16 protein-coding genes and 1 tRNA gene are annotated in these 17,801 nt (G+C 70.9%); 11 read left to right on the forward strand and 6 right to left on the reverse strand.

All coding sequences use genetic code 11. The features are described 5' to 3' along the window. The first annotated feature begins 96 nt into the window (after positions 1 to 96). The 6 genes from J8403_RS29660 (at position 97) to J8403_RS29685 (ending at position 4,797) form a co-directional block, all read left to right on the forward strand. The gene (locus J8403_RS29660) at positions 97 to 537 is read left to right on the forward strand and encodes a DUF3052 domain-containing protein (RefSeq protein ID WP_014060347.1); all 441 of its coding nucleotides are present in this window, start codon (positions 97 to 99) and stop codon (positions 535 to 537) included. 128 nt (positions 538 to 665) lie between these two features. Continuing rightward, positions 666 to 1,124: a peroxiredoxin gene (locus J8403_RS29665; protein ID WP_211125843.1), complete on the forward strand. Its 459-nt coding sequence runs from the start codon at positions 666 to 668 to the stop codon at positions 1,122 to 1,124. 100 nt (positions 1,125 to 1,224) lie between these two features. Beyond that, entirely contained in the window at positions 1,225 to 1,800 is a 576-nt protein-coding gene (locus J8403_RS29670; protein WP_009718272.1) for a TerD family protein, read from the forward strand. 181 nt (positions 1,801 to 1,981) lie between these two features. Beyond that, the gene (locus tag J8403_RS29675) at positions 1,982 to 2,557 is read left to right on the forward strand and encodes a TerD family protein (RefSeq protein ID WP_211125844.1); all 576 of its coding nucleotides are present in this window, start codon (positions 1,982 to 1,984) and stop codon (positions 2,555 to 2,557) included. Between the two features lie 53 nt (positions 2,558 to 2,610). Beyond that, entirely contained in the window at positions 2,611 to 3,813 is a 1,203-nt protein-coding gene (locus tag J8403_RS29680; RefSeq protein ID WP_211125845.1) for a DUF475 domain-containing protein, read from the forward strand. Between the two features lie 255 nt (positions 3,814 to 4,068). Continuing rightward, positions 4,069 to 4,797, forward strand: coding sequence for a TerD family protein (locus J8403_RS29685; RefSeq protein WP_211125846.1), 729 nt, complete (start codon positions 4,069 to 4,071; stop codon positions 4,795 to 4,797). 106 nt (positions 4,798 to 4,903) lie between these two features. Here J8403_RS29685 and J8403_RS29690 read toward each other — a convergent pair whose 3' ends face one another. Beyond that, positions 4,904 to 6,088 (reverse strand): TerD family protein, encoded by a 1,185-nt coding sequence (locus tag J8403_RS29690; RefSeq protein WP_211125847.1) that lies wholly within the window; start codon positions 6,086 to 6,088, stop codon positions 4,904 to 4,906. Between the two features lie 234 nt (positions 6,089 to 6,322). Between J8403_RS29690 and J8403_RS29695 the strand changes: the two genes are divergently transcribed. From J8403_RS29695 to J8403_RS29710, 4 genes are all read left to right on the forward strand, one after another. Further along, a complete protein-coding gene (locus J8403_RS29695) occupies positions 6,323 to 7,510 on the forward strand; it encodes an HpcH/HpaI aldolase/citrate lyase family protein (RefSeq protein WP_211125848.1) in 1,188 nt (395 codons plus the stop codon). A gap of 334 nt (positions 7,511 to 7,844) precedes the next feature. After that, complete coding sequence (locus tag J8403_RS29700) at positions 7,845 to 10,589, forward strand: phosphoribosyltransferase (protein ID WP_246586390.1); 2,745 nt, start codon at positions 7,845 to 7,847, stop codon at positions 10,587 to 10,589. Further along, the gene (locus J8403_RS29705) at positions 10,586 to 11,446 is read left to right on the forward strand and encodes an HAD family hydrolase (RefSeq protein WP_211125850.1); all 861 of its coding nucleotides are present in this window, start codon (positions 10,586 to 10,588) and stop codon (positions 11,444 to 11,446) included. Before J8403_RS29700 ends, J8403_RS29705 begins: the two co-directional genes overlap by 4 nt. A 195-nt stretch (positions 11,447 to 11,641) precedes the next feature. Beyond that, positions 11,642 to 12,304 (forward strand): O-methyltransferase, encoded by a 663-nt coding sequence (locus J8403_RS29710; RefSeq protein WP_211125851.1) that lies wholly within the window; start codon positions 11,642 to 11,644, stop codon positions 12,302 to 12,304. A 66-nt stretch (positions 12,305 to 12,370) separates the two neighbouring features. Here J8403_RS29710 and J8403_RS29715 read toward each other — a convergent pair whose 3' ends face one another. The 3 genes from J8403_RS29715 to J8403_RS29725 all read right to left on the reverse strand — a co-directional run bounded on the left by J8403_RS29715 (position 12,371) and on the right by J8403_RS29725 (position 15,210). Further along, positions 12,371 to 13,273, reverse strand: coding sequence for a DUF4383 domain-containing protein (locus J8403_RS29715; RefSeq protein WP_211125852.1), 903 nt, complete (start codon positions 13,271 to 13,273; stop codon positions 12,371 to 12,373). Positions 13,274 to 13,528: 255 nt separating this feature from the next. Then, positions 13,529 to 13,753: an FmdB family zinc ribbon protein gene (locus tag J8403_RS29720; protein ID WP_211125853.1), complete on the reverse strand. Its 225-nt coding sequence runs from the start codon at positions 13,751 to 13,753 to the stop codon at positions 13,529 to 13,531. Positions 13,754 to 13,878: 125 nt separating this feature from the next. Beyond that, complete coding sequence (locus J8403_RS29725) at positions 13,879 to 15,210, reverse strand: coiled-coil domain-containing protein (protein WP_211125854.1); 1,332 nt, start codon at positions 15,208 to 15,210, stop codon at positions 13,879 to 13,881. 249 nt (positions 15,211 to 15,459) lie between these two features. Here J8403_RS29725 and J8403_RS29730 point away from each other — a divergent pair. After that, positions 15,460 to 15,531: transfer RNA gene (locus J8403_RS29730), tRNA-Val, on the forward strand. Positions 15,532 to 15,591: 60 nt separating this feature from the next. Here J8403_RS29730 and J8403_RS29735 read toward each other — a convergent pair. Both J8403_RS29735 and J8403_RS29740 read right to left on the reverse strand, forming a co-directional pair. After that, positions 15,592 to 16,242, reverse strand: coding sequence for a hypothetical protein (locus J8403_RS29735; protein ID WP_211125855.1), 651 nt, complete (start codon positions 16,240 to 16,242; stop codon positions 15,592 to 15,594). 13 nt (positions 16,243 to 16,255) lie between these two features. Then, positions 16,256 to 17,725, reverse strand: a complete 1,470-nt coding sequence (locus J8403_RS29740; RefSeq protein ID WP_211125856.1) for an alpha/beta hydrolase — start codon at positions 17,723 to 17,725, stop codon at positions 16,256 to 16,258. Positions 17,726 to 17,801 lie beyond the last annotated feature (76 nt).

The following is a 17,801-nucleotide window of genomic DNA, read 5'->3' on the forward strand; positions in this document are numbered from 1 at the left end:
TCCGCCCGGCCCGTGTGGACTACGCCCAAGCCCTCGCGTACGCGCGCGGGGCCCCACAGACTCGAAGAGTGAATGCAAGATGACAGGAGGCAATCCGTGAGCGCGACCGCGGACCACGCGGAGGAGCGGACCAACCCTGCCGCGAGGCTGGGTTTTCAGCCCGAACAGGTGGTCCAGGAGATCGGCTACGACGACGATGTCGACCAGGAGCTCCGCGAGTCCATCGAGGAGATCACCGGCCAGGAGCTCGTCGACGAGGAGTACGACGATGTGGCCGATGCCGTTGTGCTGTGGTTCCGAGAGGACGACGGCGATCTGACGGACGCGCTGGTGGACGCCATCCAGATGATCGACGACGGCGCACCGGTCTGGCTGCTGACGCCCAAGACCGGCCGTGACGGCTACGTCGAGCCGAGCGACATCAACGAGGCCGCGACCACCGCAGGCCTGTCCCAGACCAAGAGCTTCAACGCGGGCAAGGACTGGACGGGCAGCCGTCTGGTCACGCCGAAGGCCGCTCGCAGCGGTAAGCGCTGAGGCTGGCGGATCCACACCTCAGAGCCCCCCTCCGTTCCCTTTCGGAGGGGGGCTCTGCCCGTAGGGTGGACGCGCACCACATGATCATTCGAACGTGATCTTCCGAACGTGAGCGAAGGGATGTCCCCATGGCGATAGAGGTCGGTACGAAGGCCCCCGACTTTCAGCTGAAGAACCAGCACGGCGAGTCGGTCAGGCTCTCCGACTTCCGGGGCGAGAAGAACGTCGTGCTGCTCTTCTACCCGTTCGCCTTCACCGGCGTCTGCACCGGCGAGCTGTGCGCGCTCCGCGATGAGCTGCCGACGTTCGTCAACGACGAGGTCCAGCTGCTGGCGGTCTCCAATGACTCGCCCTTCAGCCTGCGGGTCTTCGCCGAGCAGGAGGGTCTTGAGTACCCGCTGCTGTCGGACTTCTGGCCGCACGGCGAGACCAGCCGCGCCTACGGAGTCTTCGACGAGGACAAGGGCTGCGCGGTGCGCGGCACCTTCGTGATCGACAAGGAGGGTGTGGTGCGCTGGACGATCGTCAACGGTCTGCCCGACGCCCGGGACCTGAACGACTACGTCAAGGCCCTCGAAACCCTGTAGTAGCGGGGAACCGCTCACTAGGATCGACGCGTTGATCCTGATGGGAAACCTTTGATGAAGGGGCACGCAGTGCTCCTGACGAACCTTTTTGGGAGGACTCGTGGGAGTCAGCCTCAGCAAGGGCGGCAATGTCTCGCTGACCAAGGAAGCCCCGAACCTGACCGCGGTCGTCGTGGGTCTGGGCTGGGACGCCCGTACCACCACGGGCACGGACTTCGACCTCGACGCCAGCGCCCTGCTGACCAACGCCGAGGGCAAGGTCGGCAACGACCAGAACTTCGTCTTCTTCAACAACCTCAAGAGCCCCGACGGCTCCGTGGAGCACACCGGAGACAACATCACCGGTGAGGGCGAGGGCGACGACGAGCAGATCAAGGTGAACCTGGCGGGCGTCCCCGCCGATGTCGCCAAGATCGTCTTCCCGGTGTCGATCTACGACGCCGAGACCCGGCAGCAGAGCTTCGGCCAGGTGCGCAACGCCTTCATCCGCGTGGTGAACCAGGCCGATGGCAATGAGCTGGCCCGCTACGACCTCTCCGAGGACGCCTCGACGGAGACCGCCATGGTCTTCGGCGAGCTGTACCGGAACGGGGCGGAGTGGAAGTTCCGCGCCATCGGCCAGGGGTACGCCTCGGGCCTGCGCGGTATCGCGCAGGACTTCGGCGTCAACGTCTGAGCGAGCCGTCGAGCGCCATCGAGGGCCGTCACCGGCCGTCCAAGGCTGTTCAGGGGCCCGTACGAGGCCGCACGCGGCCTCCGCGCGAGCCATTCCGGCGCCGCACCCCCGCGCCCCAGAGGCAGGGGTGCGGCGCCGGACGCGCATCACCCACGCACCACCCCGGGGAGGAATCAGCATCATGGGCGTCACACTCGCCAAGGGGGGCAATGTCTCCCTCTCCAAAGCCGCTCCGAATCTCACACACGTGCTCATCGGCCTGGGCTGGGACGCGCGCTCCACCACCGGAGCGCCGTTCGACCTCGACGCCAGCGCGCTGCTGTGCCAGTCGGGGCGGGTGCTCGGCGATGAGTACTTCATCTTCTACAACAACCTCAAGAGCCCCGAGGGCTCCGTCGAGCACACCGGCGACAACCTCACCGGGGAGGGCGAGGGCGACGACGAGTCCCTGCTGATCGATCTGATCAAGGTCCCGGCCCAGGTCGACAAGATCGTCTTCCCGGTCTCGATCCATGACGCCGATACCAGGCGCCAGACGTTCGGGCAGGTCAGCAACGCCTTCATCCGGGTGGTGAACCAGGCGGACGGCCAGGAGCTGGCCCGCTACGACCTCTCCGAGGACGCCTCCGGCGAGACCGCGATGATCTTTGGCGAGGTCTATCGCTATGGGGGCGAGTGGAAGTTCAGGGCCGTGGGGCAGGGGTACGCGTCGGGTCTGCGTGGCATCGCTCTAGACTTCGGAGTCAACGTTTCGTAAAGCCGCGTAAACGGCGCGCGGGGGAGACCTTACGACGAAGGAATGGGTTGGCAGTGCTCCTCAAAACCTTTGGTTGGTCGTTCGCCATTACGGTGATCGGTCTGGCCTTGGCCGGCGTCCTCTGGGGGTGGAAGGGGCTCGCAATCGTCGGGATCCTCTCGATCCTGGAGATTTCGCTCTCATTCGACAATGCGGTCATCAATGCGGGCATTCTCCGCAAGATGAACGCCTTCTGGCAGAAGATCTTCCTGACGGTCGGCATTCTGATCGCCGTCTTCGGTATGCGCCTGGTCTTCCCGGTGATCATCGTCGCCATCACGGCGAAGCTGAGTCCCGTCGAGGCCGTCGATCTCGCGATCAACGACAAGGACAAGTACGAGCACCTGGTCACGGCGGCGCATCCGGCGATCGCGGCCTTCGGTGGGATCTTCCTCCTGATGATCTTCCTCGACTTCATCTTCGAGGACCGGGACATCAGGTGGCTGGGGTGGCTGGAGAAGCCGCTCGCCAAGCTGGGCAGGCTGGACACCTTCTCGGTCGTCGTCGCCCTGGTCGTGCTGCTGATCTCCGCCACCACCGTGGCCACCGACGTGGCCCACGGCGGTGGTGACAAGAGTTCCACCGTCCTGTTGGCCGGGGTCGCCGGTCTGGTCACCTACTTGATCGTCGGCGGCATCTCCAGCTACTTCGAGGACAAACTCGAAGAGGAGGAGGAAGACGAGGACGAGGCCGACGAGGCCAAGGGCGCGGACGAGGACGGCGAGGAGACGAAGAGCGCGGCGAACGCCCAGCTCAACGGCAGCGGTGGCAGCGGCGGCCGTGGCTCCAGCGGCGCCTCCGTGGCCGGCCTCGCCGGCAAGGCCGCGTTCTTCCTGTTCCTCTACCTCGAGGTCATCGACGCGTCGTTCTCCTTCGACGGGGTCATCGGCGCCTTCGCGGTCACCAACGACATCTTCGAGATGGCGCTGGGTCTGGGCATCGGCGCCATGTACATCCGGTCGCTGACCGTCTACCTGGTCCGCAGGGGCACCCTGGACGACTACGTCTACCTGGAGCACGGCGCGCACTACGCGATCGGCGCGCTCGCCGTCATCCTGCTGGTCACGATCAAGTACGAGATCAACGAGGTCATCACCGGTCTGGTGGGCGTGGTGCTGATCGCCGCCTCGTACTGGTCCTCGGTGGTGCGCAACCGCCGGATGACGGCCGCGGGCGAGGGCTCGGAGACCAAGACGGAAGTCACGTCCGGAGTCTGAGTCCGGGAGTCCGGAGGAGTCCGGAGTCCGTGAGTCCGGAGTCCGTGAGTCCGGAGTCTGTGAGTCCGGAGTCCGTGAGTCCGGAGCCCGAGTCCGACCGAAGTCACTCCCGGAGTCCGACCTCCGGGGAGTGTGACGCGGCGGTGTTTGAGGAACGCTCTGAGCGGGGCGGCCGAGGTCTTCCGACCTCCCGGCCGCCCCGCGGCAGTTGATCGGCTTTGAGGCAGCGGGGCCACGAAGGGTGGGGTGCGCACCATGGCGTTCTGGAGCAACTGGGGACGGTCCGCGTGGCGTGAGTTCGACAGCGGCGACGCGTCCGGTGTGGTCGAGCTGACCAAGCGGCAATCGACGATCTCGCTGACCAAACAGGGGGCCGCCAGCGGCAATCTGCGGATCAACCTCTCCTGGCAGATGCGCACCTCGGACTTCAACAGCAGGGCGGGGCGCGGCTCGCTGCGCCACCCCCTGCGGATGTTCAAGCCCGAGCCGGTGCAGGCCCAGGGGCCCGCGATGGTCAATGTCGACCTCGACCTCGCGGTGATGTACGAGCTGAAGAGCGGCTCCAAGGGCGTGGTGCAGCCGCTCGGGGAGTTCTTCGGCAATCTCAACGAGGCGCCGTACGTCAAGCTCAGCGGGGACGACCGGTTCGGCTCCGGATCCGGCGAGACGGTCTACGTCAACATGGACCACAAGGACGACATCAAGCGCCTGCTCGTGTTCGTCTACATCTACGACGGCACCCCCGCCTTCGACCGCACCCACGGCCTGGTCACGCTCTATCCGAGCAATGGGCCGCGGGTGGAGATCGCGCTCGACGAGCGGGCCCCGCAAGCCCGCTCCTGCGCCGTCGTGCTGATCGAGAACGTCAAGGGCGAGATGATGGTCCGCCGCGAGGTGAAGTACGTCTACGGCTTCCAGGCGGAGCTGGACCGGCTGTACGGATGGGGCCTCCAATGGGGCCGGGGCTACAAGTCCAAGGTGTGACCGGCTGCCGGCAGGGCGGCCGGGCTGACCGGCTGCCGGCGGTGCGGTCGGGTCACGGTGTGACCCGACCGGCCCGCGGCCCCGCCCCCATCCGTCCGTTCCGGAGCTATCGGTTCTGGAACTGCGGCCCCTGCGGCGGCAGGACGAAATGCGGGTCCGGCACCTGGACGGGGATCGGCAGCGGGGGCGGCGCCACCGGCCCCGTCGGCTGCACCTGCTGCGGATAGCCGTACGCGGGCGGCTGCGGATAGCCGTACGTCTGCTGCTGGGGCGGATAGCCGTAGCCGGGCTGCGCCGGGGGCTGGCCGGGCGGCTGCGGATACCCCGCGGCCGGGGCCTGCGGCGGCTGGGGCGGGGCCTGCGGGGGCACATAGCCGAAGCCGCTGTCGCCGTGCGCCGTGGGGGGCTGCATGGGCTGGGTGCGGTGCGGATCCCAGGGGTCGGGCGACGCCGCGTGCGGATAGCCGTACGCCGGGGCGGGGGAGTGGGGCCGGGTCGGCGCTTCGGACGACGGGGGCGGTGTGCCGGGGGCCGCCGGGGGTGCGTGGGTGGCGGCGGCCGCGGGCGCCGCGGTGGCGGGGGGTTCGGGAGCGGCCAGGGGCTCCGGAGCGCCGGCGGTCAGGGGCTCGGGGGTGGGAGCGGGGATGGCCGGGGGCTCCGGAGCGGCGCCGCCTTCCGGCCCTGCCCCGGCCGGGGCCGCGGCTCCGTCGCCGTCCGAGCCGCCCGCGGCCTCGCCGTCCTCCACCGAGATCCCGTACTGCGTGGCCAGCCCGACCAGCCCCGTCTCGTAGCCCTGTCCCAGGGCCCGGAACTTCCAGGTGTCGCCGCGCCGGTAGAGCTCACCGCAGATCAGCGCGGCCTCCCTACCGGTCTCCGGCAGCACCGCGAAGATCGCGATCGGCTCGGCGTCCGCCTCCTGCGGCGCACCGGACGAGGCGTCGTAGAGCAGCAGGCTCAGATCCCTCACCTGTCCGAAGGTGCCGCCGTCGGCGGACGCGGCGAGCACCACCCGGCGCACCGCGGGCTCCAGCCCGGTGAACTCGGCCTCGATGGTGTCCGTCAGCGCGTCCTGGTTCGGCTTCTTGGGGAGGTGCCGGACCAGACCCGAGGGGTGGTTCGGCTGGTTGTAGAAGACGAAGTCCTCGTCCGAGCGCACCCGGTCGTCCGCGTCCAGCAGCAGCGCCGAGGCGTCCACGTCGGGTACGTCCGTGCCGGGGGTCCAGCGCAACACCGCGCGTATGGCCGTGGCCTCCAGCGGGATGTTCGATCCCTTCAGCATCGCCTGCGTCATGGCGGCAATCCTGCCTTCCCAGTGGGTGCTGGGACAACGCAGGGTGCGGGGCGGGTGGCGGCGGGGAGGTGGTACAGGACGGCAGGGCGGGTATGCCGGACACCATGCGGACGCACATGGGTTACGTGATTTTCACGCCCTTGGGGAACTTTTGACCCAGGGTCGCACGTACGATTATCGGCCAACCGCGGGTCAGCGTGGCCGAGGCGGCGTACCGGCAGTACGGGGAGTTAGATGCGGCATTTCGAACATCTGCCGGCTGAGGTGCGGGCGAACGTCTTTCATCGCGAGCCCGTCGAATTCGGCGTGGACTCGCCCGCCCGGACGCTGGCCGTCGCGCTCGGCGCGACCCTGTACTGCCCGGCGACCCGGCCCAAGCTCGCCGAGGACATCGTCAAACAGGCAGGTCGCGGCGTGGTGTCCATGGTGCTGTGCCTGGAGGACTCCATCGACGACGCCGAGGTGCCGGGGGCGGAGGAGAACCTCATACGGCAGTTCGCGGAGCTGTCCGGGCTCGCCCCCGGGACCCCGCTGCCGCTGCTCTTCATCCGGGTCCGCACCCCCGAGCAGATCGTCGATCTCGTCACCCGGCTCGGAGCGGGGGTGCGGCTGCTGTCCGGATTCGTACTGCCGAAGTTCACCGAGGAGCGCGGCCGGGCCTTCCTCGAGGCGCTGATGTCGGCCGAAAGCGCCCAGGTGACCGAGGCGTTGGGCGGACGGCGGCTCTTCGCGATGCCGGTTCTCGAATCGCCCGAGCTGATGCACCGCGAAACGCGCACCGACACCCTGAGCGGCATCAGCCGGATTGTCGACAAGTACCGCGAGCGGGTGCTGGCGCTGCGCCTCGGGGTCACCGATCTGTGCTCGGCGTACGGGCTCCGCAGGGCGCCGGACATGACCGCGTACGACGTCCAGCTGGTCGCTTCCGTGATCGCGGACGTGGTGAACATGCTGGGCCGGGCCGACGGCACGGGCTTCACGATCACCGGGCCGGTGTGGGAGTACTTCAAACCCCATGAGCGGATGTTCAAACCGCAACTGCGGATCAGCCCCTTCAGCAGCGGCCGCGCCGAAGCCCTGCGCACCGCGCTGATCGAGCACCACATGGACGGGCTGCTGCGCGAGATCGAACTGGACCGCGCCAACGGTCTGCAGGGCAAGACCTGCATCCACCCCACCCACGTGGCCCCCGTCCACGCGCTGTCGGTCGTCAGCCACGAGGAATTCAGCGACGCGGTGGACATCCTGGAGCCCCAGCGCTGCGGGGGAGGGGTGCTGCGTTCCTCGTACACCAACAAAATGAACGAGGTGAAGCCGCACCGGGCGTGGGCCGAGCGGACCCTGCGGCGCGCGGAGGTCTTCGGGGTCGCCCGGGAGGATGTGAGCTTCGTGGAACTGCTGGCGGCAAGCCTGCGGACGTAGAGCGAAGCGAACCGGGCCCGGGACGGACCCCCGGACGACTCCGGACGACTCCGGACGACTCCGGACGAACGACGATGGAAACGAGGCGCAGGGCGGCGTGAGCGTGGGCAACGTGTGGTCGGGACAGTGGGTCGCGGACCGGCTGGGAGTACGGCTGGACGGCGGGGTGCGCCGGGCGGGCGTGTCGCGCCGGGGCGGTGAGGCGCGCCGGGAGGGCGAGGGCGGCCGGGGCGGCGTCAGCGGCCGGAACGACAGCGACCAGGCCGGCAACGACGTCAGCGGCCAGGCCGGCAACGGCGTCAGCGGCCAGGGCGGCGGCGACGGCGGCGCCGAGCTGCGCGAGCTGCTGGGGCTGGCCCTGCGGCGCAACCCCAAGCGGGCGCATCTGCTGGTCTCCAACGTGCTCGGCAAGCATGTCCCGCAGCGCCCCGCCATCGTCCACGACGCGGGCGTGCGGCTCGGCCGCCGGGTGCGGGAGCTGCTGGGCGACGAGGCGGCGGCGCGCGCGGTGGTGCTCGGGTACGCCGAGACCGCCACCGGGCTCGGCCACAGCGTCGCCGACGGGCTCGCCCTCGCCCCGTACCTCCACTCCACCCGTCGCCCGGTCCCGGGCGTCGCCACGGTGGGCGGTTTCGAGGAGGAGCACAGCCATGCCACCTCCCATCTGTTGCTCCCCGAGGACCCGGGGCTCCTGGCCTCGACGGGCCCGCTGGTCCTCGTGGACGACGAGTTCTCCACGGGCCGTACGGTCCTGAACACCATTGCCGCCCTCCACCGCCGCTTCCCCCGCGACCACTATGTGGTGGTCGCGCTGGTGGACATGCGCTCGCCCGAGGACCGCGCCCGCCTGGACGCCTTCGCGGCCGACCTCGGCGCCCGCGTCGACCTGGTCGCCGCCGCGGCCGGAACGGTGCATCTGCCGGACGACGTCCTGGAGCGCGGCGCGAAGCTGGTGGCCGCACACGAGGCGGCGACCGCCCCGGACGAGGGCGCGCCCGCGGCACCCCCGGCAGGCGCCACCCCCGACGCGGGCTCGGCAGGCGTCACCCCCGCGGCACCCCCGGCAGGCGCCACCCCCGACGCGGGCTCGGCAGGCGCCACCCCCACGGCACCCCCGGCAGGCGCCACCCCCGACGCGGGCTCGGCCGTGGCCCGCGTGGACCTCGGCTGGCCCGAAGGGCTCCCGGACGGCGGCCGCCACGGCTTCACCCCCGCCCACCGCGCCCGCCTGGAAGCGGCACTCCCCGCCATGGCCACCCGCCTCGCGAACGCGCTGTCGCAAGCGCCGAACCTCGCGAACGCGCTGGCGCCGGACGACCAGGCCACGCCCACCGGGGACCACGCGAGCCGGCCCCGGCCGCCCCGCCCCTCCCCCCGCCGCGTCCTCGTCCTCGGGTTCGAGGAGCTGATGTACGCGCCGCTGCGTCTCGCGAAGGCGCTCGACGACGTCCTCGACGGCGTCGAGGTGCGGTATTCGACGACCACCCGCTCACCCGTGCTCGCCGTCGACGACCCCGGATACGCCATCCGCACCCGGCTGACCTTCCCCGCGCACGACGAGCCCGCCGACGGCCCCGGGCCGCGCTACGCCTACAACGTGGCGCCCGGTGCCGATCCGCGCCGCCGCTTCGACGCCGTCGTCGCCGTCGTCGACTCGACCGCCGACACGCCCGCGCTGCACGCCCCCGGCGGGCTGCTCGCCGCGCTGGGCGCGCACACGGACCGGCTGGTCCTGGCCGTCGTGCCGGCGTACCGCCCCCAGACCCCACCCACCCCCCGCACCGTCCCCGAACGACAGGCTCCGCCCATGCACCAACCGTCGTACGAGCCCCTGCGCGGACCGGACTTCTCGTCCTACGCGCCCGAAGAGGTCGGCTGGCTGCTCCAGGACTTCTCCCACGTCACCCTCGAAGCGCCCACCGAGGAGCGGGAGGAGGCGATCCAGAGCGGGGGCGCGCACTACGCCGAGTCGTTGCCCGTGGAGTACCAGCCGAACGCGCGCTACCAGGAGCTCTTCCGCGCCGCCCTCGACGCCTCCGCCGCCCGGATCGCCCGCGCCGTGGGCGCGGTCACCGAGACCGTGCTCGCCGAGCGCTCCCCGCGCCCCGTCCTCGTCTCGCTCGCCCGCGCCGGCACCCCCGTCGGGGTGCTGATGCGCCGCTGGGCGCAGCACGCCCACGGGCTCGACCTCCCGCACTACGCGGTCTCCATCGTGCGCGGCCGCGGTATCGACACCGCCGCGCTGCGCTGGCTGGCGGACCACCACGACCCGTCCGACGTCGTCTTCGTCGACGGCTGGACCGGTAAGGGCGCCATCACCCGCGAGCTGTCGGACGCCCTCGCCCCGTACCCGGACTTCGACCCGCGGATCGCGGTCCTCGCCGACCCGGGCCGCTGCGTGGACACCTACGGCACGCGGGACGACTTCCTCGTCCCCTCCGCATGCCTCAACTCCACCGTCTCCGGGCTGATATCGCGCACCGTGCTCCGCGCCGACCTCGTCGGGCCGAACGACTTCCACGGCGCGAAGTACTACCGCGAGCTCGCCGGATCCGATGTCTCCGGATACTTCCTGGACACCGTCTCGGGCCGCTTCGCGGAGGTCGCCGAGGCCGCCATGGCCGACGCCGGGCAGCTCGCGGCCACCGACCGCACCCCCACCTGGGAGGGGTGGGCCGCGGTCGAGCGGATCAGCCAGGAGTACGACATCCACGACGTCAACCTCGTCAAGCCGGGCGTCGGCGAGACCACCCGGGTGCTGCTGCGGCGCGTCCCGTGGAAGATCCTCGCCCAGCGCGGCGCGGGCGCCGACCTGGACCATGTGCGGCTGCTCGCCGAGCAGCGCGGAGTGCCGGTCGAGGAGATCGACGGGCTCCCGTACACCTGCGTCGGGCTGATCCACCCGCGCTACACCCGGGGTGCCACCGGGGCCGACGGAAAAGCAGTAACCACATCAGGCACACAAGACACACCAGACACAGCAGACGCAGCAGGCACAGCAGACACCACAGACACGGCACACGAGGCGAACACGGCGGGCATCGCCAACAGAGACGAAAGAACGGTGGCCGCACGATGAGCGTCCTGGTGGCAAGCGATCTCGACCGCACCCTGATCTACTCCGCGGCCGCGCTCGGCCTCGACATGCCGGACGCCGAGGCCCCACGGCTGCTGTGCGTCGAGACGTACGAGGGCCGACCGCTGTCGTACATGACCGAGACCGCCGCCGGGCTGCTCGCCGAGCTGGTCCGCACCTCCGTCTTCGTCCCCACGACCACCCGCACCGTCGAGCAGTACCGCCGCATCCGCCTCCCCGGCCCCGCCTCCCGGTTCGCGATCTGCGCCAACGGCGGCCAGCTGCTGGTGAACGGGGAGCCCGACGCCGACTGGAACCAGCGGGTCCGTACCGCCCTCGCCGACGCCTGCGCCCCCCTGGAGGAGGTGCGCGCCCACCTCAGCGCCACCGCCGACCCCGCCTGGCTGCTCAAGGAGCGGGTGGCCGAGGAGCTCTTCGCCTATCTCGTCGTCGAACGGGAGCTGCTGCCCCAGGAGTACGTCAAGGAACTCACGCAGTGGGCCGAGCCGCGCGGCTGGACGGTCTCCCTGCAGGGCCGCAAGATCTACGCCGTGCCCAAGCCGCTCACCAAGAGCGCGGCCGTCGCCGAGATCAAAAACCGCACCGGAGCGGACGAGGTGCTCGCCGCGGGCGATTCGCTGCTCGACACCGATCTGCTGCTCGCGGCCGACCGCGCCTGGCGCCCCGGCCACGGCGAGCTGGCCGACGTCGGCTGGACGGCACCCCAGGTGACCGTGGTCGAGGAGACGGGCGTCGCGGCGGGCGAGGCCATCGTCCGCGCCCTGGGCGAACGGTCCTCCGTCACCTGGGCGCGCGCCCGCAGCCAGGTCATCCGCGCCGTCTCCCGCGGCCGGGACTGAACCGTCCCGCCATCCGCCCAGGGCCCCCTTCGGAACTTCTCGCGCTGTCGTGACGTCGGGTTACAGTCACCAAGTCACCACAGTGTCCACAGGCACCACGTCACCACAGACACGCGGACACGCCGGACACGCCGGAGACGACAGTCGGCATGTGCGACATCGCCCGGGAAGCCGAGCAGACCGAAGGGGGCCGCGATGGCCGAGAGCAAGAGCACACCGATCACGGCCGAGCTGTACGACTACGTCCTGCGGCACAATCCGCCGCTCGACCCCGTACTGCGCGAGCTCGTCGAGGTCACCCACCGCAGCCTCCCGCGGGAGGCCGGGATGCAGTCGGCCGAGGAGCAGGCCCCGCTGCTGGCCTTCCTGGTCCGGCTGGTCGGTGCCCGGCACATCGTCGAGGTCGGCACCTTCACCGGCTTCTCCGCCCTGGCCATGGCCCAGGCGCTGCCCGCCGACGGCAGGCTGATCGCCTGCGATGTGTCGGAGGAGTGGACGGCGTACGGGCGGAAGGCGTGGGCCAAGGCCGGTGTCGAGGCCCGTATCGACCTGCGGATCGCGCCCGCGCTGGACACCCTGCGCGCGATGCCCGCCGAGCCGCATATCGATCTCGCCTATCTCGACGCGGACAAGGGGAACTACATCCCGTACTGGGAGGAACTGGTCCCGCGGATGAACCCCGGCGGTCTGATCGTCGCGGACAACGTCTTCTACCACGGGGACGTCACGGCCCCGACGCCGTCGACCGCGGGCGCCGCGATCCAGGCGTTCAACGATCATGTGGCGGCGGACGTCCGGATGGAGGCGGTCATGCTGACCGTCGCCGACGGCCTGACGCTCGCGCGCCGACTGGGCTGAGGCGGCCGGGCCGACCTCGTCAGGAGGCCGGACCGCGTCACGAGGGCCGGGCCGACCGCGACCGCGTCACCGAGAGCGGGGGCGGCGCAAGAACCGGGCCCAGCGGTGGCCCCCGGGCTTGTCGGGCTTGTCGGGCTTATCGGTGGGCTCGGCGCCGCCGGGCTGATCCAGCTTGCCCCACTTACCGGGCGGCTGACCGCGCCGTTCACCCGACTCCTCGCCGGCACCACGTCGCTCACCGGATTCACCGCGGCGCTCGGCGGACTCACGGCCCCCCTCTGCCCCCGCACCGGCACCGGCCGTAACGGGCCCACCCGGGGCTCCAGGCGTGACCGGGGTGCCGGGCGGGGCGGTCGTACCGGTCTGTTCGGCGGCGCGCCCGCGCGCGGCGATCAGGTCCCGGGCGTGGGCGGCCTCGCGTTCGGCCTGCTCGGGGTGGCGGGTCACCCAGTACGGATTGTCATGCGGCAGCCCGCCGCTGACCCGTCCGTACATGCCGAACCACATCAGCAGCAGCCCCACCACAAAGCTGAACAGCACGTTCTGCATCCGGAACGCCAGGAAGTTGAAGGTGGTCTCCAGCACCGCCAGATTGACGAACCCGCTCAGCAGGAAGAGGATCCCGAGCACCAGGTTGAGCGTCGAGGCGAAGTTGCCGCCGATGACCATGCCGACGAACAGCAGCAGTCCGATGACGATGGAGAGCACGCTCAGCGCGCCGTTGGTGTTCAGCCCGGCGACCGTGTCACCGCCGATGTCGAAGAAGCCGACCTGGTCGACCAGGCCCAGGCAGCCGAAGGCGACGAGCACCAGCCCCATGAGCCCGGCGCCGACGCGGTAGAACTTGCTGAGCCGGTGATCGACCGGCAGATGCTCATCGAGCGAGGTGTGCGCGCCGATCCGCTCCGGGAAGTGCCGTGCGACTCCGGCGGGGTGAGGACCGATGGGGGAGGGGCGGCCCATAGCCATCTCCGGCCTCCTTCTGCTGGCGCCGGACCTCGGCTTCGCGCTCCGCGCGGTCGAGGCGGTACCCCGCGGACGCCACGCCACCGTCGCGTAATGACGTACGCGCGCACATCGGGGTGCGTCGCGTACGTACGGAGGCGCGGCACGGGTACGTACCTCCCAGGATCCGCCCCCGCCCCCGTCGGCTCAACCGCAGCTCAACCGCCGCCGACCCTCAGCTCAACACGGGCGCACCCGCAGCTGAACACCGGCGCACCCTCAGCCGCAGCAGCCGCCCCCACAGCAACCGCCACCGCCACCCGACGGCGGCCGGGCCGGGGAGGCGGAGGAGGACGAGGCGCCGGTGACGGCCACGGTGGACAGCAGCTTCACCGTGTCGCCGTGCCCGTCCGGGCAGGACGCGGGAGCGGAGGACTCGGCCATCGGCCGGTTCAGCTCAAAGGTGGTGCCGCAGGCGCGGCAGCGGTACTCATAGCGAGGCATGGCAGGAGCATAACCACCGCACCGCAGGTCAGCCCCCCGAACGACAGGGCCCCGAACGACAGGGCCCCGAACGGCAGGGCCCCGGACGACAGGGCCCCGGACGACAGGGACCCTGGCACGCGGGCTCAGTGCCCGCTGCCCCGCTCCTCCCGAATCCCCTGGACGACCCGGGCGGCGGTCTGCCGTACGGCCTCCGTCTCGGAGAGGAAGTGCCACCAGTCCGGATGCCGCCCCTCCAGCCCCGCGATGGCCCGCTCCAGGCGCTCCACGGCGTCGTCCAGCGGGCGGGCGTGGCGCGGATCGGGCGTGGAGCGCCCGGCCATGGCCAGCCGCTGCGCGTCGCGGATCGCGAACCGGGTGCGCTCGATCTCCTTCTGCTGGTCGAACGACACCTCGTCCAGCCGCCGCAGCCGGTCCCCGGCCGCCGAGACGGCCTCGTCCGTACTGTTCAGCAGCGCCCGTACGGTGGCCAGCAGCGCGGTGGCGTCCGGCCAGCGCTGCTCCTCGCGCGCCGCCTGCGCCTCCTTGAGCTTCTCCTCGGCCTGCGCCACGTCCCGCGCCGCCTGCGCGGGGACCTGCTGCAGATCCTGCCAGCAGGCCGCGGTGTAGCGACGGCGCAGCTCGCTGAGGACGGGCTCGACCCCGGCGGCCCGCGTGGTGATCGCCTGCGCGCGGGTGCGCAGCGACACCAGCCGCTTGTCGATCTCCGCCGCCCGCTCCGGCAGCCGCTCGGCCTCCCCGCGCACCGCCTCCGCCCTGCGCAGCACATCATCGGCGCGCCGCAGGGTCTCCTGCACACCGTGCTGCCCGGCCCCCTGATTGAGCTTGGTCAACTCGGGCGACAGCGCCAGCCGGGCCGCCAGATCGTCGGCCCGCAGCCCCGACGCACGCACCGCGTCCAGCGCGTTACTCGCCGCGAGCAGCGCCTGCCGCGCCCGCTCCACCGCCGGCGCCAGCCGCGCCAGCCGCGTCTCGGCCTGCTCCAGCAGCGGGCCCAGCCCCTGCGCGAACCGGTCCAGATCCGCCTTGGTGCGCTCCAGCGCGTCCGTCGCCCGGGTCAGATCGGCGCGCGCCCGGGAGGCCGTCGCCGCGTCCAGATCGTCCCGATCCAGATCATGCGCGTCCACCGCCGTGATGTAGTCCCGGCTGACCTGGTCGATCCGCTGCCCCAGCGCCGAGAAGTCGGCCGCCGTCCGGCGCGCGGCGGGCGAATCGTCCACGGCGGTGATCGTCTCGATGGAGATCCGCAGATCCCGCTGCGCCGTGTCCAGCTCATAGAACGCCGCCGCCGCGGCGTCCTTGGCCGCCTGCGCCTCGGCCCGCTGACTCTCCCCCCGCCCCCCGAACCACCGCCGCCCCCCGCTCCCACCAGCGAACGAAAGCGCCCCCACCACCGCCAACAACGGCACCGGCAGCAACATCAGCCCGAGCACGGAGGGACGCCGCGAACGACGCATACGGGCTCCCGGACGCGCAGACTCCCGCGATGGACGCGCAGACTCTGCAGATGTCGCCGCCACTACCCGCTCCCGATGGATTGCCCAGGTCCGAATGTCATTCTCCCACCCGACACTGACGAGCACAGCGCTCGGTTCGGTTCGCGATCTGCGGACTTCTCTCACCGAACCCCGACGTGGCCCCCTCCCCGGGCCGCCTTCACGATTGCCGCACCACCCCGGGGACCCTGTAGGCTGACAGCTCCCCCAGGGCGCATAGCTCAGCGGTAGAGCGCTGCCCTTACAAGGCAGATGTCGGCGGTTCGAACCCGTCTGCGCCCACAGTGATGGACCAGCCACGAAGCCCCGCACCGAGATCGGTACGGGGCTTTGCTCACCGCCTCATCCCGCCCCGCCATCGAGCAGCCAGTGGTAACGCAGCCGCAGCGCCCGCTCGGTGCTGGCCGCCACCGTGCAGAGCCCGACCAACGTGTTGCCCCAGGCCGGTAGGTCGATGGGCGAGGTGAAGGTGCCGACGTACTGGGCGACCCCCTCCGGGGCCCGGGTGATCTGTTCGGCGAGCTGGAGGACCAGCAGCACCAGGCCGATGGCGAGCACGATCACCGAGAGGAAGCCGATCCAGCGGCTCAGTGCGGGGTGCGATCGGTCGAGGCGGGCGCGGCGGCCTTCGGCGGATTTGGGGTCCGGGACGAGCTGGTGCTCGGTCCTCCCGGCGGTGACGTAGTGGCAGCGCTTGAGTCCGAAGGTGCTCGCCCTTACTTCGACGGTGCCGCCCTGGACGGGGAAGACGGCGGGGACTTTGGACTCGGCGTGATGTCTGCCGTCGAGGTACAGATGGGCGATGACCCCGGACGACTGCTTCTGATGCCTGACGTCGACGGCGTAGACCGTCTGCCGGCCGTCGTCGTTCATCAGCCGGAGGTAGAACAGTGCCCGGGAGAGCATCTGCCACCAGCGGAAACGCTTCAGCGCTCGCCCGTCCCCGGCCTTGACCCGCTGCACGGCCCGGCGGTGCCGCACGTCCTTGAACATGTCTGGGCTCCCGCTACTTGCCCGGCTCCGCCGCGCAGGCGAGGTCCTGCGTCGGACGCTGCCCGGTGGTCAGGAATGCCGTCACCGCGTCGTTCGCGCATGTGTTGGGGCCGAACGGATAGACGCCGTGCCCGCCTTGGTCGGCCGTCACCATCGTGGCCCGCTTCCCGAACGCCCGCCGCAGCTTCTGGGCGCCGACCAGCGGAGTGCCCGGGTCGCGCTCGTTCTGCACCATGAGCACGTTCGACGGGCCCCGGCCACCGATGCGCACCGGCGGCTCGACCCGCGTGTCGGGCCAGAACGCGCACGGTCCGATACCGGCCGAGGAGCCGCCCAGCATGGGGTGGTTCAGCCGGTCGACCGCGACATTCCGCTGGTACTCCCGGACCGTTTCCGGCCAGCGATTATCGCCGCATATCACCGAAAAGCGGGCGGACATGAAGTTCTCCATGTTCGGCAGCGGTGGGTTGGGCGGCGCTGGCCGGTTCGTGTCGAGCGCCTGCCAGGTCTTGGCCAGCTGGGGCATGTTCGCATCGCTGTAGAGGGAGTCGAAGGTGATCCCGCGGAACAGATTCCCGTCGTAGCCCTGGACCGGTTTCGCCTCCAACCGCGCCGCGAGATCGAAGAATTTCGCGGTCACCTGCTTCGGTGTGGTGCCCAGACCGTATTCGGGGTGCGCGGCCACGAACGCCGCGAAGTCCGGGAACCGGTCCTCCATCCCACGGGCGAACAACCGCGTGGCCGTGACGTCGTAACCGCCGGGGCCCAGGTTGCTGTCCAGCACCATCCGGTCGCTGCGCTCCGGGAACATCGTCGTGTACACCGCACCGAGGTAGGTGCCGTAGGAGGCGCCGAGGTACGACAGCTTCGGCACGCCCAGCGCCGCCCGGATCCGGTCCATGTCGCGCGCGGTGTTCGCGGTGGTGATGTGCGGGTGCATCGACGCCGTCCGGGAGGTGGCGCACTGTTCGGCGATGGTCCGCGCGTTCCCCGCCTCCCGCGCGACATCGGCCGCGGTGTGCGCGTACGGCGGGAGGTTGCCGCGCTTCTGCTGTTCCGGCGTCAGGTCGCAGGTCACCGGCGTGCTGCGGCCGACACCGCGCGGGTCGAAGCCGATCACGTCGTAGGAGTCCAGCACCTTCCGCGGCAGCCCTGAGGAGGCAAGAACGGCCGGGTAGCCCAGCCCCGTGATGCCGGGGCCGCCCGGATTGGTCAGCAGTACGCCGCGGCGCTGCGACGGTTTCTCGCTCGCCAGCCGGGAGATCGCGATCTCGATCTGGCGGCCGTCCGGATCCCGGTAGTCCAGCGGGACTTCGAGCGTCGCGCATTCGAGGCGCGAGGAGGCGGCCTTCTCCGAGCACGGGCCCCACCGCACGGTGTCCGGTGTCGCGGCCGCCTCCGATGCTCCTGGAATCGCGGTCGCCGCCATTGCGGATGCCACTACCGCGGTGGTGGCGAGGGCGAGGGGCAGGGTTCTGCGCATGCGAAGGTCCTCCTGAGGGGGCCTACGGGGTGTATGGGATATACGGGGTGTATAGGGGTGTGCGGGGCGTGTGGGG

The sequence above is a fragment of the Streptomyces yatensis genome, assembly GCF_018069625.1.
Classification (GTDB): Bacteria; Actinomycetota; Actinomycetes; order Streptomycetales; family Streptomycetaceae; genus Streptomyces; species Streptomyces yatensis.

Coding starts and splice junctions, on each gene's coding strand:
- J8403_RS29675 (WP_211125844.1), top strand. CDS start 1,982: ATGGGCGTCACACTCGCCAAGGGGGGCAATGTCTCCCTCTCCAAAGCC.
- J8403_RS29695 (WP_211125848.1), top strand. CDS start 6,323: ATGCGGCATTTCGAACATCTGCCGGCTGAGGTGCGGGCGAACGTCTTT.
- J8403_RS29735 (WP_211125855.1), bottom strand. CDS start 16,242: ATGTTCAAGGACGTGCGGCACCGCCGGGCCGTGCAGCGGGTCAAGGCC.
- J8403_RS29685 (WP_211125846.1), top strand. CDS start 4,069: ATGGCGTTCTGGAGCAACTGGGGACGGTCCGCGTGGCGTGAGTTCGAC.
- J8403_RS29725 (WP_211125854.1), bottom strand. CDS start 15,210: ATGCGTCGTTCGCGGCGTCCCTCCGTGCTCGGGCTGATGTTGCTGCCG.
- J8403_RS29705 (WP_211125850.1), top strand. CDS start 10,586: ATGAGCGTCCTGGTGGCAAGCGATCTCGACCGCACCCTGATCTACTCC.
- J8403_RS29715 (WP_211125852.1), bottom strand. CDS start 13,273: ATGGCTATGGGCCGCCCCTCCCCCATCGGTCCTCACCCCGCCGGAGTC.
- J8403_RS29710 (WP_211125851.1), top strand. CDS start 11,642: ATGGCCGAGAGCAAGAGCACACCGATCACGGCCGAGCTGTACGACTAC.
- J8403_RS29690 (WP_211125847.1), bottom strand. CDS start 6,088: ATGACGCAGGCGATGCTGAAGGGATCGAACATCCCGCTGGAGGCCACG.
- J8403_RS29665 (WP_211125843.1), top strand. CDS start 666: ATGGCGATAGAGGTCGGTACGAAGGCCCCCGACTTTCAGCTGAAGAAC.
- J8403_RS29740 (WP_211125856.1), bottom strand. CDS start 17,725: ATGCGCAGAACCCTGCCCCTCGCCCTCGCCACCACCGCGGTAGTGGCA.
- J8403_RS29720 (WP_211125853.1), bottom strand. CDS start 13,753: ATGCCTCGCTATGAGTACCGCTGCCGCGCCTGCGGCACCACCTTTGAG.